The sequence below is a fragment of the Granulicella rosea genome, from assembly GCF_900188085.1.
Lineage (GTDB): Bacteria > Acidobacteriota > Terriglobia > Terriglobales > Acidobacteriaceae > Edaphobacter > Edaphobacter rosea.
In genome coordinates, this window is record NZ_FZOU01000001.1 from 1,192,590 (window position 1) to 1,206,723 (window position 14,134).

Annotated in this window: 16 protein-coding genes; all 16 read left to right on the plus strand. The window is 63.4% G+C overall.

Annotation, left to right across the window (positions count from 1 at the left end; all coding sequences use genetic code 11):
- The first annotated feature begins 47 nt into the window (after positions 1-47).
- The 16 genes from CHB87_RS05070 to CHB87_RS05140 all read left to right on the plus strand — a co-directional run bounded on the left by CHB87_RS05070 (position 48) and on the right by CHB87_RS05140 (position 14,074).
- Positions 48-1,373 carry a FliI/YscN family ATPase gene (locus CHB87_RS05070; protein ID WP_245817815.1) on the plus strand — a complete coding sequence of 442 codons (1,326 nt, stop codon included), beginning with the start codon at positions 48-50 and terminating at the stop codon, positions 1,371-1,373.
- 2 nt (positions 1,374-1,375) lie between these two features.
- The gene (locus tag CHB87_RS05075; RefSeq protein WP_089407262.1) at positions 1,376-1,828 is read left to right on the plus strand and encodes a hypothetical protein; all 453 of its coding nucleotides are present in this window, start codon (positions 1,376-1,378) and stop codon (positions 1,826-1,828) included.
- 142 nt (positions 1,829-1,970) lie between these two features.
- Positions 1,971-3,446 (plus strand): hypothetical protein, encoded by a 1,476-nt coding sequence (locus CHB87_RS05080; protein ID WP_142988225.1) that lies wholly within the window; start codon positions 1,971-1,973, stop codon positions 3,444-3,446.
- A gap of 117 nt (positions 3,447-3,563) precedes the next feature.
- Positions 3,564-3,911, plus strand: coding sequence for a flagellar hook assembly protein FlgD (locus CHB87_RS05085; protein WP_245817816.1), 348 nt, complete (start codon positions 3,564-3,566; stop codon positions 3,909-3,911).
- A gap of 54 nt (positions 3,912-3,965) precedes the next feature.
- Entirely contained in the window at positions 3,966-5,195 is a 1,230-nt protein-coding gene (locus tag CHB87_RS05090; RefSeq protein ID WP_089407264.1) for a flagellar hook protein FlgE, read from the plus strand.
- Positions 5,196-5,390: 195 nt separating this feature from the next.
- Positions 5,391-5,900 (plus strand): flagellar basal body-associated FliL family protein, encoded by a 510-nt coding sequence (locus CHB87_RS05095; RefSeq protein ID WP_176441596.1) that lies wholly within the window; start codon positions 5,391-5,393, stop codon positions 5,898-5,900.
- A 17-nt stretch (positions 5,901-5,917) separates the two neighbouring features.
- Positions 5,918-6,088, plus strand: coding sequence for a hypothetical protein (locus CHB87_RS22170; RefSeq protein ID WP_176441597.1), 171 nt, complete (start codon positions 5,918-5,920; stop codon positions 6,086-6,088).
- Between the two features lie 25 nt (positions 6,089-6,113).
- Positions 6,114-6,443: a flagellar biosynthetic protein FliO gene (locus CHB87_RS05100; RefSeq protein WP_176441598.1), complete on the plus strand. Its 330-nt coding sequence runs from the start codon at positions 6,114-6,116 to the stop codon at positions 6,441-6,443.
- Positions 6,434-7,297, plus strand: coding sequence for a flagellar type III secretion system pore protein FliP (gene fliP / locus CHB87_RS05105; RefSeq protein ID WP_245817817.1), 864 nt, complete (start codon positions 6,434-6,436; stop codon positions 7,295-7,297). The genes CHB87_RS05100 and fliP overlap by 10 nt, the downstream gene beginning before the upstream one ends.
- 83 nt (positions 7,298-7,380) lie before the next feature.
- A complete protein-coding gene (locus CHB87_RS05110) occupies positions 7,381-7,650 on the plus strand; it encodes a flagellar biosynthetic protein FliQ (protein ID WP_089407267.1) in 270 nt (89 codons plus the stop codon).
- Complete coding sequence (locus CHB87_RS05115) at positions 7,647-8,426, plus strand: flagellar biosynthetic protein FliR (protein WP_089407268.1); 780 nt, start codon at positions 7,647-7,649, stop codon at positions 8,424-8,426. The genes CHB87_RS05110 and CHB87_RS05115 overlap by 4 nt, the downstream gene beginning before the upstream one ends.
- A complete protein-coding gene (locus tag CHB87_RS05120; protein WP_089407269.1) occupies positions 8,423-9,571 on the plus strand; it encodes an EscU/YscU/HrcU family type III secretion system export apparatus switch protein in 1,149 nt (382 codons plus the stop codon). The genes CHB87_RS05115 and CHB87_RS05120 overlap by 4 nt, the downstream gene beginning before the upstream one ends.
- Before the next feature lie 11 nt (positions 9,572-9,582).
- Complete coding sequence (gene flhA, locus CHB87_RS05125) at positions 9,583-11,679, plus strand: flagellar biosynthesis protein FlhA (RefSeq protein WP_089407270.1); 2,097 nt, start codon at positions 9,583-9,585, stop codon at positions 11,677-11,679.
- 63 nt (positions 11,680-11,742) lie between these two features.
- Positions 11,743-12,672: a sigma-70 family RNA polymerase sigma factor gene (locus CHB87_RS05130; protein ID WP_245817819.1), complete on the plus strand. Its 930-nt coding sequence runs from the start codon at positions 11,743-11,745 to the stop codon at positions 12,670-12,672.
- A gap of 41 nt (positions 12,673-12,713) precedes the next feature.
- Positions 12,714-13,073 carry a FliM/FliN family flagellar motor switch protein gene (locus CHB87_RS05135; RefSeq protein ID WP_245817820.1) on the plus strand — a complete coding sequence of 120 codons (360 nt, stop codon included), beginning with the start codon at positions 12,714-12,716 and terminating at the stop codon, positions 13,071-13,073.
- Positions 13,061-14,074 (plus strand): hypothetical protein, encoded by a 1,014-nt coding sequence (locus CHB87_RS05140; RefSeq protein WP_142988226.1) that lies wholly within the window; start codon positions 13,061-13,063, stop codon positions 14,072-14,074. Before CHB87_RS05135 ends, CHB87_RS05140 begins: the two co-directional genes overlap by 13 nt.
- The last annotated feature ends 60 nt before the right edge of the window (positions 14,075-14,134 follow it).

The window sequence follows — 14,134 nt, forward strand, 5'->3', positions numbered from 1 at the left end:
TCCGATGTTGTTACAAATTGCGGGGCGCCTGTCGCGAAAGGAGATGCATGACGAGTGAGGCGATGGGGAGTCCAGGATTGGGTGCATATTTTACCCGGTTGACGACGCGGCCGGCGTGGCGCTGGCGGGGCCGCGTGATCCAGGCCAATGGGCAGACGGTGGAGGCGGAAGGTCCACTTTGTTCGGTCGGAGAGTGCTGCGAGATTCAGGATGGCGAGGGTGGCCGGCATCGCGCGGAGGTGATCGGCTTTCGTGGGCGACATGTGCTTGCGATGCCACTCGAAGAGACCCAGGGCATCCGCTACGGCGATGGTCTGCTGGCGCTGGGTTCGCCTCCGGGCATCGGCGTTGGCGAACAGATGCAGGGGCGTGTGCTGAACGCGATCGGGCTGCCGCTCGACGGCGGTCCGGCGCCGCGTGTGCGGGAGATGTGGCCGCTCGAAGGCTCGATGCCGAAGCCGATGGAACGCGAGCCGATACGCGAGCCGTTGCAGACGGGCATCCGCGTGATCGATGGTTTGTTGACGGTTGGGCGCGGACAGCGTGTGGGTATCTTCGGCGGATCGGGCGTGGGCAAGAGCACGCTGATCGGCATGATGACACGCAACACGGCCGCGGACATTACGGTGGTCGGGCTGGTGGGCGAACGTGGCCGCGAGGTGCGTGAGTTTGTCGAGGATGCGCTTGGCGTCGAGGGCTTGAAGCGGTCGGTGGTCCTGGTGTCGACGTCGGATCAGAGTCCGTTGCTGCGGCTGCGTGCGGCGATGTCGGCGACCTCCATCGCGGAGTTCTATGCGGCGCGCGGCAAGCACGTACTGCTGGTGCTGGACTCCTTGACGCGCTATGCGATGGCCGCCCGCGAGATCGGTCTCGCGGCCGGCGAGCCGCCGGCGAGCAAAGGATATACACCGAGCGTCTTCTCGCGGCTGGCGAAGCTCGTGGAGCGTGCGGGCAACTTTCAGCATGGAAGCATCACTGCCTTCTACTCGGTGTTGATGGAGGGCGACGACCAGCAGGACCCTGTGGTCGACGCGGTGCGTTCTCTGCTGGACGGACACATCGTGCTGTCGCGAGCGCTTGCTTCGGCGGGGCGTTATCCGCCGGTCGATGTACTGGATTCATTGAGCCGGCTGATGCCTTCGGTGACGAAGCCGGCGCACTGCGAGCAGGCGGCCGTGGCTCGCCGGCTGCTCTCGGCGCTGGCTAAGTCGGAGGACCTGGTGCGCATCGGCGCGTACAAGCCGGGCACGGACGCGGAGCTGGACCGCGCGATGAAGGCGATGCCGATGTTGAATGGATATCTTGCGCAGACAAGCCACGAGCGCGTGACGATGGAGCAGAGTATCGAACGCCTGCGGGCGATGGCGCTGTAGCGATGGGATCGCGTGTGCGTGGGCTGGAGCGGCTCGCCGAGCTGTACGGCATGATCGAGCGGCTGCGTTCGCTGGATCTGCGCACCGCGTCCGCGCAGGTGAACGAGGCGGCGAGCTATGTCCATCTGCAGCGGGAGGCCGGGCGGCGCGAGGTCGAGAGCGGGCGCGCGGCGATTGCCGCAGGCGACCGTCAGGGCTGGGCGATCGCGGAGTCGGAGCTTGAGCTGACGCGCATTCGGCAGGCGCGCGCGGAAGAGCTACGGCGTGCGCGTGCGGCGTTGCGAGAGACCGCCGCGGATGCCTACCGGGCGAGCCGCATGCGCATGGAGCAGATGCAGTCCGTTGCCAGGCAAGCCAGCAAGCAGGAGCAGGCAGAAGAGCGAAGGCGTACGCAGGCTGCCCTCGACGATCGTCACCTTGCGCGCAGTCTTTGGAAGAAGACGCAGGATCGCTGATTCCGCACACATCTAAACGTCGGCTAATGTGCTTTCGTATCGTTTGGCGTTTCATGTGCAACACGCTCTATCGACATGAGGTGACACGATGATGGATGCGGGTTTGATCGGAGCGGCGCCGGTTGCGGATGCCGTGCTCCCAATGCGGTCTGTGAATGCTCAGGCCGCAGCGGCGAGCCAGGGGCAAGGCGCCAATGCGGCTCAGAACGATGGCACTCAGAGCTCCTTTGCCGACGTATTGCAGCAAAGCTCCGATGCGCAATCGGATGCGCCTTCCAATACCTACTCGAACGGCCAGTCCGCCGACCAGTCGAGCAAGGCGCCCGCCGATCCTTCGAATGGCTCAGGGGCAGGAGCATTCGTCGATAAGAATGCGAGCGGCAACGATAACGCGGCGTCATCTCCGACGATCGGCGGGCAGGTGCTTGTGGGACCAGGCGCGGGGATGGTCGCGACTCCCATCGTGCCTGTCGCGGCGCCAGTTCTGCTGCAGACGGAAAGTGATGGGAAGCAGGGTGTAAAGTCGCCCATCGCATCGATCTCGCATAAGAGCAGCGAGACCGGTCCCGCGAAGAACGACATGCGTAAGCCAATGACGATCGATGCGCAGGGACAGGAGGTTCCTGTGACGGCTACGCCTGCGATGACGCCGCAGGCTCCGATGGATGTGTCCCAGATACTCAAGCTATCGCCCGGCCAGGATACGGGAGCGGCAGTTGTATCCGGGGCGAAGGGTTCATCGCAGGCAGGCGTAGATGGCGCGGCTTCGGCGAAGTCCAGTGGGACGGCAACCAAGAGCATCCGCGACGCTGTTCTCCATGCGGCGAGTGGCGATACGGCAGGCGTGGCCGATGCCGCAAGCGCTTCCGCTTCGTCCGCTCCGGATGCCGCGGCCTCACCGGTTGCTGCCCATAGCGATCCAGCCGCGCTGGCTTCGACGCATGGGGCGGTTGCGGTCGACCTGGTGACGAGCGCCGTGGGCTCCGCCGGGGCAGGGGCGGTGGGCGTTGTGCCCGTGTTCCATGCGGTAGCGCAGACGCAGACGCTGCTGCCGTCTGCTGCTGATCAGAGCTCGTCGCCGCATACGGGGATCTCATCGACGGATTCGACATCGGTGAGCGGCGCGGATCATACGACGCTGGTGGCGACGCCGAATGTGCTGGAGGTTGGGTTGTCGTCGGGCACGCATGGCTGGCTTCGCGTACGCGCGGAGATGTCGACCGATGGCGACGTGTCTGCCTCGGTGCGAGCCGCCTCGGAGACGGCTTACGACGCGCTGCATAAGGATCTGCCTTCGATGTCGGCCTATCTGGCGAGCGAGCGGGTCGGCGTGACTTCGCTGGTGGTGGAGCATACGCCTGCCAGCTCGGGCTCCGGTGCAAACCCCGGAGCTTCGAATATGGCGAATACGGATTCCGGGAGCCAGGGAGCGCAGGCAGGCAGTCAGGGCGGCGCGGCGCCGGGTTCGGCATGGAACACAGGTGGAGTGGACGCGCAGGTTGGTGATGACGCACAGAGTGGCTTGAGTGTTTCCGACGCCGCTTTATCTTCAGGCGCCGCACTGCCAGTGGCCGCTTATGCGAACAGGAGCGGCGGCTGGCTCAGCGTTCTCGCATGACGTGTCTTTTCTCGACTTTCAACTTCGGTCGCAGCGCGCTGAGCGATGGCGCGGTGCAATCGCAACGGCAGGGTACACAACCGGACTCGGACGAATGAGCAGCAAGGGAGAATATCGATGGAACTAACCAGCAATACATTGCACAACTCCGCGCAGAGCGTCGCGAACAGCATGATCCCAACCGCCAGCGCTGCGAAGCCCATGGACACCAGCACCTCAACGACCAGCACAAGCACCGCCGGCGATATCACCTCCGACGACTTTCTCACGTTGCTGGTGACGGAGATGAAGAACCAGGATCCCACTCAGCCGACCGATCCCAACGCATACATCCAGCAACTGGTGGGCGTGAACAGCCTGCAGCAGTTGATTTCGATCAACCAGGAACTCGGCGCGGCCACTGGCGCGAGCGGCAGCAGCAGTTCCTCCGCCATTGCAGTAACGCCATCGACGAGCGCGCTGTAAGCGCCGCAAACCTCTCATCGTCAATCACGAACCAACATCGCCAAGGAGAACAGCATGCCTAATTTTTCGATTGCGCTTACGGGTCTGCAGGCAGACACGGTCGCGCTGGATACGATCGGCAACAACCTCGCCAACCTGAACACGACCGCGTTCAAAGGTCAGACGACGACCTTTGAAGATCTCTTCTACCAGAACGTCGGCACTACCGGCTCAGGCGATCGTCTCCAGGTCGGCGTCGGCACGCGCGTCAACAGCACCTCGAGCGACTTCAGCCAGGGAAGTCTCACGACGACTGGCGATGAAAACGATGTCGCCATCAGCGGCAGCGGCTTCTTCGTGGTGCAGCAGGGCAACTTTCAGAACCTGACCCGCGCCGGCGACTTCCAGGTAGACTCCACTGGAAACCTCATCACCTCTTCGGGCGAAAGCGTCATGGGGTACGGCGTGGTAGGCGGAGCGGTGGATCAGAGCTCGGGCATCAAGCCGATTACCTTACCGGTCGGCGCGACGGCCGCCGCGCAGGGCACATCGTACATTCAATTCCAGTCGACACTGGACTCGACCGCCGCGGTTGGAACCGCCTTTACCAGTCCCGTCACGGTCTACGACTCGCTCGGCGCAAGCCACCAGGTGAACGTGGTCTTCACCAAGACCAGCGACTCCACCTGGAGCTACGACGCCGAACTGACGGCGGGCACTGCGTCGGGGACGCCGATCAACAACACGGGCACGTTGACCTTCGATGCCTCTGGCAATCTGGTGTCACCTGCGGCCAACATCACGGGCGTGACCTTCCCTGGCATGACCGACGGCGCAAAGGATCTAACCTTCAGCTTCAACCTGTACAACTCCGCGGGCGTGGGCCAGATTACGCAGACGGCGGGAACCTCCAACACCTCCACCACGACGCAGGATGGCTACACCGCCGGGGCCTTCCAGAGTTACACCGTCGATGGCAACGGACTGATCTCCGCGACCTATAGCAACGGCAAGACGCAGCCGATCGCGCAGCTTGCGATGGCCTCGGTCACGAACACCGACGGCCTTGTACGCTCGGGCGCCAACGACTACACGGTGACCGCGGCATCGGGGGCCATGAACATCGGCCTCGCGAACGTCGGAGGTCGTGGCACGATCGAAGGCCAGGCGCTCGAGCAGTCGAACGTGGATATCTCCGCCGAGTTCTCGGATCTCATCGTCGCACAGCGTGCGTTCGAGGCGAACTCAAAGACCGTCACGACCTTCGACTCGGTGACCGAGCAGGCCATCAACATGATTCGCTAATCATTCTTTGCGCTGTCGCGTGGCCGGTCCGGTGTTGTATGCCGGGCCGGCCATTTTTTTGTTTGGGTTGTAAGTTCGGGCTAATGAGTGTGGGGGTGGGTGTGGCATGTTGCTTGCTCTCATCCAGGCATGGCTTCCTCTGCTGAAATTCGCGATGAACAGGTCTTGTCTCCGGAGGCGACTCGCTCCGCCGGTGTGCCGTTTCTTTCTCTTGCCCTGGCCGCGGTGATCACGGCTGTGCTCACGCTGTCGCTTGCGGGCGGCGGCGTTTACTGGCTGGCGCACACGGGACGTCTGGGGTCCGCGCTGGCTGCCGATAAGGCGCCGAAGGCTGCGGTCGTCGAAGCGCCGCCACCGCCGAAGACGCACTCAGTCGCCTTTGAACCGCTATTGGTGAACCTTGCGGATGAGGGCGGGACAGCATATCTGCGGCTGTCGCTTTCGCTGCGCGTACTGGACGACGAGCCGGTGAAGGGCGCGAAGGCCAAGGAAGAGAAGCCCGATAAAGGCAAGCCGGTAAATGAGAGCGAGGCCGCCGTGCGCGATGTGGCGCTCGACGTGATCGGCCGCACCACGGCCCAGCAGTTGTTGGAGGTCGATGGCAAGGAAAAGCTCAAGCAGCAACTGATCGCGGCAATCACGAAGCGTGTGCCCGAGGTGAAGGTGAAGGACATCTTCTTCACCGAGTTTCTGGTGCAGCAGTGATGGGGAGGAGTGAGGTCATGGAAGATTCGAGAACGATACGAGCGATGGAGCATGAGAGCGGGGTTCCACTCTCCGGCATGTTTGAGGTCGATGGATTCGGCATGGTGCAGATGCATGGCGCGGCGGGCGTGCCCACGCAACTCTGGCTGCCGTTCGAACCGATGCCCGTGCAACTGCGGTTGATGTAACGAACAGGCGATGCCGAGGGACGATATGCAACTGGTGAAACCGATGGTGGAGAACGGAGCAGAGCAAGCGCGGAAGGTCGCGCCAGGCGGTCTGGCAGGCTGGTTGATCGCTGCGTTTGCCGGGCTGGCCGCAGGCGGATGGCGCAGCCGGACCGCTGCGCCAACGCGTCAGTTGAAGTTGGTCGAGACCCTCTCCCTCGGTGGCCGCAGGCAGCTTGTGCTGGTGAGTTGCGGTGAAGAGCGCCTGTTGATCGGCATCGGACCAGACTCTGTCGACTCGATGATTCACCTGTCCGACGATGCACACACCGCAACGAGCAAGAGCGCGAAGACGATGGCGGATCCATGGGCCTGAGTCGTGTTTCACTGACGATCGGATGGATACTGATGTTCCTGCTGCTTGCAGGCGCCGCTCCGCAGATGCATGCTTTGGCGGAGCCTGGGCAACGCGCCGACACCGCGGTCATCGAAGCAAACGCACGCAAGATGGTCGCGGCAAGAGCCCGGCGCGCGGAGGCAAAGGCCAAGTCGGAAGAGTTGCAAAAGGCGCCGAAGCCGGAGAGCATCGCAGACGACCTGAGTAAGGGCGGCGGAACCCCCTGGGCGATCGTGCTTGGGCTTACGCTGATGACCCTGCTGCCTGCGCTCCTGCTCGCCATGACTCCCCTGGTAAGGCTGCTGGTGGTCTTCCACTTCTTACGCCAGGCGCTTGGCACGCAGACGGCGCCGAGCAACCAGGTGCTGATGGGGCTCGCGCTGATGATGACATGGTTTCTTATGCAACCGGTACTGTTACAAGTCGAGCAATCTGCTCTTACCCCTTATCGGCAGGGAACGATCACAGGTGAGGCGGCTATAGAAAAAGGCATCGCGCCCGTGAAGCACTATATGCTGCGCTATGCACGTGAGAAAGATCTCGCGGTATTCGCGTCGGCCGGCATGACGGCACGGCCTGCTTCGGCGGATGACCTGCCCGTGCAGGTAGTGGTGCCGGCTTATATTCTCAGCGAGTTGAAGGCGGGCTTTCAGATCGGCGCGGTGCTCTTTCTCCCGTTCCTCCTGGTTGACCTTGTCGTGGCAAGCGTGACGACCTCGATCGGCATGCTGCAGTTGCCGCCGGTGGTGATCTCGACGCCGGTGAAGATCTTGCTCTTCGTGATGGTCGATGGCTGGAACTTGCTGGCGGACAAACTGCTCAAGAGTTTTTGATAAGGGGATTGGAAGATGACGTATCTGACAGGCTGGCTATTGCGGTTATTGGTAGTGAGCAGTGCAACGCAAAGGGAGACGTAATGGGCGCGGACCAGACGGTACAGATCATGCGACAGTTGATGATCGAGGCGATGTTACTCTCGTCGCCGTTGCTGCTGGCGGCCGCGTTGATCAGTCTCACGGTAAGTCTGCTGCAGACGCTGACCTCGGTGCAGGAGCAGACGCTGACGGCGGTGCCTCGCCTGATGACCGTCTTTATCGTGACCATGGTGACGCTCCCCTGGATGATTCACCGGCTGGTGAACTACACCATTCATCTCTTCTCCGACTTTCACCGGTACATCGGATGATCGGCGTGCGGGACGCGGCCAGGGACTGGCCTCACTATCTATCCGCAGGCCTGCTGGTGATGATACGGCTGAGCGGCGTCGTGGCGTTCGCGCCGATCTTCAGCTCTCAGTCGATCTCGCCGAGGGTCAAGGCCGGCTTCGTGGTTGCGTTGGCCTGCCTGCTGGCGCCGGCGGTTGCGTTGCTGCCGGGAGCACGCGTAACGCTCGATATGAGCGCCATCCTTGGCGAGCTTGCGGTCGGTCTCGTCTTCGGCTTCAGCCTGACGCTACTGACTGAGGCGCTGGACTTCGCCGGCGCGTTGCTGGGCATGTCGTTCAGCTTCTCGCTGGTCAATCTGCTCGATCCCAACAGCCACGTGGAGACTGCGCTGATGAGCCAGTTCTTCAATCTGCTGAGCACGTTGATCATGATTGCGGCAGGTCTTGACCGGACGCTGTTGAGCGCGGTGGTGCGCAGCTTCCGCGCCGTGCCTGTAGGCGATGCCGCATTGCAGGCGACGACGGCCGCCTCGCTTGCCGAGATGGCGGGAGGCATCTTTCTCGCGGGGCTGCAGCTTGCCGCGCCGGTGCTTGCCGCCGCGCTGGCGGTGGAGATGACGGTGAGCATGGTAAGTAGACTGGCGCCGCAACTGCCTGCGATGGTGATGAGTATTCCGTTGAAGACCATGACCTCGTACGCGGTACTTGTGGCGTCGCTCGCGGTTTGGCCGTGGTGGATCGAGCGCCACTTCACGGCGTTGCTGGACGCGGCCGAGCATCTGCTGGTGAAGTCATGAGCGAGAAGGCGACAGAAGCGGCGACACCGCAACGCAAGAAGAAGGCGCGTGAAAAAGGCGATAGCGTGCGCAGTCGCGAGCTTCTCTCTGCCGTGGCGATGCTGGCTGGGGTGCTCACGCTCGGGGCGATTGCGAGCAGGTTCGTGACGAACTGGGCGATCGTGTACGCGCAGAGCCTGACGGCGGGCATGGCCGACGGCGGCGACGGCGAGCAGCGTTGGATTGCCGCGGTCGGCCGCATGTTGAATCCGATGCTGATGCCTGTCTTCCTCGTGATGGCCGCGAGCTTTGCCGGCGCGCTGGCGGTTGGCATTGCCCAGGGCGGCGGGGTGGAGATTCATCCGGCTGCGGTGGGCTTCAAGTTTTCAAAGTTGAACCCGGTGGAGAACATCAAGAATCTCTTCAGCCTGCGCAGCGCGACGCGCGTGTTGAAGTCGCTTGTGCCCGCGGCGGTGATGGTGGCGCTGGGCTGGAGCGCATTGAAGTCGCTGATGCTGCCGCTTCCGGTGATGAGTCTTGTGAGATTGCCATCGGCGCTGGTCACTGCATATCATCTTGCGCTCGATGCGGCGTGGGTCACGCTGGTGTGGAGCGGACTGGATTACGCGGTCGAGTGGATCTCATGGAACAAGCGGCTGAAGATGTCGAAGCAGGAGCTGCGCGACGAGGTGAAGGAGCAGATGGCCAACCCTCAGATCAAGCAGCGGGTGCGGCAGATCCAGATCGCGATGCGGCGGCGCAAGGTGAAGGCGGACATGTCGCGCGCAAGCGTCGTCATCACGAATCCGACGCACTACGCGGTCGCGCTTGAGTTCAGCTTCGACACCATGCAGGCGCCGACGGTGCTGGCCAAGGGGCGCGATCTGCAGGCGGCCGAGATTCGTGAAGAGGCTCGCTGGGCGGGTGTGCCATTGATCGAGAACCCGCCACTGGCGCGGAGTTTGTATCGATCGGTCGAACCGGGGCAGACGATTCCGTTTGAACTCTACTCGGCGGTCGCGGGCATTCTGGCCTATCTCTACCGGCAGAAGGTGGAAGAGAAGGTGCGTGAGCAGAAGCGGCATGCGGCGGCGGAAGCCGCGCAACGCAAGCGTCCGATCGTGATGGAAGGCGCAGCTATGAACGGCTTTGGGGGTGGGATGTGAGTGCAACGGCGATGGATGCGAAGAAACCGAGTGGGTTTTCCTGGATGAAGCTGCAGCCGGTGTTGCTGCCGCTGGTTGCGATCAGCATGGTCTTCGTCATGCTGATTCCGATCCCGGGCGTGATCCTCGACGTGCTGCTGGCGGGCTCGATCACAGCTTCGGTGATCGTCTTTCTTACGGCGATTCAGGTGCGACGCGCGGTGGATTTCAGCGTCTTCCCGACACTGCTGTTGTTGTTGACGCTCTATCGTCTGAGCCTCAACATTGCATCGAGTCGCCGCATCCTGCTGCATGGGCATGAAGGCACACATGCGGCGGGCTCCGTCATCGAGGCCTTCGGGCAGTTTGTCGTCGGCGGCAATTATGTTGTGGGCTTCGTGCTCTTTCTTGCATTGATTGCGATCCAGTTCCTGGTGGTCGCGCATGGCGCGGTGCGTACGGCGGAGGTCACGGCGCGCTTCACGCTCGATGCGTTGCCGGGTAAGCAGATGGCGATCGATGCGGATATGAACGCCGGCCTGATCGATGAGCAGGGCGCGCGCAAGCGGCGTGAGGGGATCGCACGCGAGGCGGAGTTTTATGGCTCGATGGATGGCGCCGCGAAGTTCAATCAGCGCGATGCGATGGCGACGATCCTCATCACCGCGATCAATATCGTTGCGGGCATCGTGATCGGCACGTTGCAGCAGGGCGTGGACCTGATGACTGCGGTCAAGACGTACACGATCCTGACCGTTGGCGATGGTCTGGTCACGCTGATCCCCAGCCTGCTGGTGTCGATTGCGGGCGGCATGATTCTTACGCGCGCGTCGTCGGCGGGACAGCTCGATGAAGAGCTTGGGACGCAGTTGCTGAAGGGACGCAACACGCTTTGGATTGCCTCCGGCGTGCTGCTTGGACTGGCGTTGATTCCGGGTCTGCCGAAGATCTCGTTCGTGTTGATGGCGTGCGCGGTGGCGCTGATGGCGAAGCGTCTGCCGGCGATGCGGCCAGAGTCGGCGGAGGCTGTCGAAGGCGCGACCGCGAAGGGCGCCGCGGCTGACCTGACCAAGGGCTCGGAGAATCTTGCGAGCCTGTTGAAGATGGATGAGTTGACGCTCGAGATCGGCTTCCAACTGATCCCGCTCGTCGATGAGAAGCAGGGCGGGCAGATGCTCAATCGTGTGCGCGCGCTGCGGCGGCATCTTGCGACGGAGCTTGGCTTCATCGTGCCGCCGGTGCATATCACGGACAACCTGCGCTTGAAGCCGCGCGAGTACTGCGTGAGTCTGCGCGGGGTGGAGATCGCTCGCTGGCAGACGGAGGCCAACTGCATGCTGGCCGTGAATGCGGACCCCAAGGCGCGGCCTATCCCCGGTCTTGAGACGCGCGAGCCCGCCTTCGGCGTAACCGCGCGCTGGATCCAGCAGGGGACGGAGGAGCAGGCGCTGGCCGCGGGCTACTCGGTAGTCGATCAGACGACCGTGATCGGCACGCATTTGGGCGAACTCATCCGTAGACACGCGCACGAGTTGCTGGGCAGGCAGGAGGTGAAGCGCCTGCTCGACACGATGAACGAGAGCCATCCGAAGCTGGTGGAAGAGCTTGTGCCCAAGCTGATGACGCTGGGCGAGGTGCAGCGTGTGCTGCAGCAGTTGTTGCGGGAGCAGGTCTCGATCCGCGACCTGGGCGCGATCCTTGAGGTGCTGGTGGAGTCCGCCGCGCAGTCGAAGAGCATCGTTCACCTGGTCGAGACGGTGCGGCAGTCGCTGGGCCGCGGTCTGGTGCATTCGCTGCTCGATGCCGAGGGGGGCCTGCGTGTGTTGTTGATCGACCAGGCGCTGGAGGCGGAGCTGGTGACGGCGTTCGATCCTCAGGCGCCGCTACTGCTGGGCAGCGGCGCGGCGCAGCCTGTGGGGCAGGGCGAGTATCTGCGGCGGCTCGTGGAGTCTGTGAAACGGCTAACCGGCGGTGGGTCCAGCATGGCGCTTCCCGTGCTTCTCTGTTCAAGTCCGGCAAGGTATCACGTAAGGCGCTGGCTCGAGCCGTTCCTGCCGAAGGTGACCGTGCTGGCTCCGGTGGAGATTCCACCGGAGATCCGCATCCGCAGCGTCGGCGTGGTCGGGTAGGACGCGTTGGGGGTTGGAACCATGCTTCAAGGACAGAACTGGAAACAGGGGAGAGACGAAACGATGAGCTTGAATAGCGCGATGCCGATGCCGGTCCAGATGCTGCGTGGCATGGAGGAGGACTCGATGATCCTTGAAGGTTTGCCGTTGGACAAGATGATGAACGACGATCTGTGCAAGTTGCCCTCGGTGCCGGGTTATGGCGATGGCAACGGACCGGCGGCAGGCGTCTCCGGCTCGGGAATGCAGTCGATGCCGGACCGGGATCAGATGATCACGGAGCACCTGCCGACGGTGCGCTATCTTGCGCGCCGCATCCATGAGCGGCTGCCGCAGCACGTCGATCTCGACGACCTGATCTCGGCCGGCGTCGTTGGATTGATCGATGCCTTCTCGAAGTTCGATCATGGCAAGAAGGTGCAGTTCAAAAGCTATGCGCAGTTCCGCATCCGCGGCGCGATCCTGGATTCGCTGCGCACGCTGGACTGGAGCCCGCGGGAGCTGCGCCGCAAGGGACGCGCCGTCGAAGAGGCGATCCGCGCGGTGACGCAACGCCTCGGCCGCGCGCCGGCGGAGCAGGAGGTCGCACGCGAGATGGAGCTTTCGCTTGCCGACTATCAGACGCTGCTGGGCGATCTGAAGGGGCTTGAGATCGGCAGCCTGCACATGGAGCGGTCGGAGGACTCGGGCGATGAGGAGCTCGCATATATCCCCGGCTCGCCGGATGAAGACCCGCTCTTTCGCTGTCTGAAGGGCGAGATGAAGCAGCGGCTTGCGGACGCCATCGAAGACCTGCCGGAGAAGGAGCGCATGGTGCTGACGCTCTACTACTACGAGGAGCTCACCATGAAAGAGATTGGCCTGACGCTGGGCGTGGTGGAGTCCCGCGTGTCGCAGATTCATTCGTCGGCCGTGGTGCGTCTGCGCGCGGCGCTTGCCGGCCTGCGTCCGAACAATGCGCCTGCGAAGAAGACCATGCGCGCTTCGCGTTAGTTGCGCAACGCCGAACCACGACGAAAGAAGAGGGGACAGGGATGGACCAAGAGGGCGTGAACGCAGCCACGGGAGAGAGCGCAGCGAGCGGCGGCCATACGTTCGGCGAGCAGGCATCGAATGGGTCTGCCGCGCAGGAGATGGGCCTGCTCCAAGATCTGGAGCTGGAGGCGACGATGCAGTTCGGTTCACGCGAACTCCCGCTGCGCGATGTGCTGCAGCTTGGGCCGAACGATCTGGTGGAATTGAACCGGCATGTGTCGGAGCCGGTGGATCTGGTGGTGGGCAACCGCATCGTCGCACGCGGCGAGGTGGTGGTGATCGGCGGCAACTTCGCCTTGCGAATCACAGAGGTAGCAGCGCCGCAACTGCGGCTGGAGAGTGTGAGATGCCTTTCTTAGATCGATGGACGAGTGGCTTTGGCGTCGCTCGCGTGCAGCAGGCCGTAACGACGCGGGATGCCGCGAAGTATGGCGTGGACACCTTTCGACGGTCGAACACAGGCCGGTCGACGCCGCCCCTGTCGACCCGGCCGGGCGTGCAGCCGGCGATCGAGGAAGGCAGCCGCGTGTGTGGCGCGGAGAGTTGCTCCAGTTGGACGTTGCCGTGGAAGAATCGCCGGCGTCCGATCTTTGAGGACGAGTGGGGTTGCAGCAGTCGTTGCATGTCGACGATGGTGCGGGCGGCGGTGCGGCGAGAGCTGGCGGAGGCGAGCGGCGTCGACGAGGTGTTGCCGCACCGGCATCGCGTGCCGCTGGGGCTGGTGCTGCTGGCGCAGGGCTGGATCACGCATCCTCAGTTGCAGACCGCGCTTGAACAGCAGCGCCGGCAGGGCGAGGGGCGCATCGGCGACTGGCTGGTGGAGAACGGTCTGGATGAGGATCGCGTAACGCGTGGGCTGGGCGTCCAGTGGAACTGCCCGGTGCTGAGCGCGGAGGGTTTCACGCCGGAGAGCATGGCGCTCATCATGCCAAAGCGGCTGACGAGCGAGTTCGGCATGCTGCCTCTGCGGCTTGCCGGGTCGAGCATCCTCTACATGGCCTTTGAAGATACGATGGACGCGGGCATGGCGCTCGGCGTCGAGCGCATGAGCGGCGTGAAGGTGGAGACTGGCCTGCTGCGGCGCAGCCACTTTGCGGATGTCAAGGCGCAGTTGATGGATACGGCCGGCGTCCCCGTGACCACGGACACGGTGCCGGACGCGGACGCCCTGGTCGCCAAGGTGTCGCGGCTGGTGGAGCTGGCGCAGCCGCTGGCCTCGCGGCTGGTGCGAGTACATCAGTATTATTGGCTGCGCGTATGGCTGGAGAGCGGCGCGATCAGCAGCGTGGGCCATCTGCCGACCGGCGTCGAAGATGTGCAGGATTACCTCTTCACCATCGGCGGACCGCGGGCTGTTTGAGCCTGCCGGAGAGTGCATCCTTCCGCGCGCCGGTTGAGTCTAAAACTTAGAACCTCTGGA

What these genes read in the sequence shown, in the direction of transcription:
- CHB87_RS05085 (WP_245817816.1), top strand. Translation starts at nt 3,564, where the DNA reads ATGGAACTAACCAGCAATACATTGCACAACTCCGCGCAGAGCGTCGCG.
- CHB87_RS05130 (WP_245817819.1), top strand. Translation starts at nt 11,743, where the DNA reads ATGAGCTTGAATAGCGCGATGCCGATGCCGGTCCAGATGCTGCGTGGC.
- CHB87_RS05110 (WP_089407267.1), top strand. Translation starts at nt 7,381, where the DNA reads ATGGGCGCGGACCAGACGGTACAGATCATGCGACAGTTGATGATCGAG.
- CHB87_RS05075 (WP_089407262.1), top strand. Translation starts at nt 1,376, where the DNA reads ATGGGATCGCGTGTGCGTGGGCTGGAGCGGCTCGCCGAGCTGTACGGC.
- CHB87_RS05100 (WP_176441598.1), top strand. Translation starts at nt 6,114, where the DNA reads ATGCAACTGGTGAAACCGATGGTGGAGAACGGAGCAGAGCAAGCGCGG.
- CHB87_RS05070 (WP_245817815.1), top strand. Translation starts at nt 48, where the DNA reads ATGACGAGTGAGGCGATGGGGAGTCCAGGATTGGGTGCATATTTTACC.
- CHB87_RS22170 (WP_176441597.1), top strand. Translation starts at nt 5,918, where the DNA reads ATGGAAGATTCGAGAACGATACGAGCGATGGAGCATGAGAGCGGGGTT.
- CHB87_RS05090 (WP_089407264.1), top strand. Translation starts at nt 3,966, where the DNA reads ATGCCTAATTTTTCGATTGCGCTTACGGGTCTGCAGGCAGACACGGTC.
- CHB87_RS05135 (WP_245817820.1), top strand. Translation starts at nt 12,714, where the DNA reads ATGGACCAAGAGGGCGTGAACGCAGCCACGGGAGAGAGCGCAGCGAGC.
- CHB87_RS05080 (WP_142988225.1), top strand. Translation starts at nt 1,971, where the DNA reads ATGCGGTCTGTGAATGCTCAGGCCGCAGCGGCGAGCCAGGGGCAAGGC.
- CHB87_RS05140 (WP_142988226.1), top strand. Translation starts at nt 13,061, where the DNA reads ATGCCTTTCTTAGATCGATGGACGAGTGGCTTTGGCGTCGCTCGCGTG.
- CHB87_RS05120 (WP_089407269.1), top strand. Translation starts at nt 8,423, where the DNA reads ATGAGCGAGAAGGCGACAGAAGCGGCGACACCGCAACGCAAGAAGAAG.
- flhA (WP_089407270.1), top strand. Translation starts at nt 9,583, where the DNA reads ATGGATGCGAAGAAACCGAGTGGGTTTTCCTGGATGAAGCTGCAGCCG.
- fliP (WP_245817817.1), top strand. Translation starts at nt 6,434, where the DNA reads ATGGGCCTGAGTCGTGTTTCACTGACGATCGGATGGATACTGATGTTC.
- CHB87_RS05115 (WP_089407268.1), top strand. Translation starts at nt 7,647, where the DNA reads ATGATCGGCGTGCGGGACGCGGCCAGGGACTGGCCTCACTATCTATCC.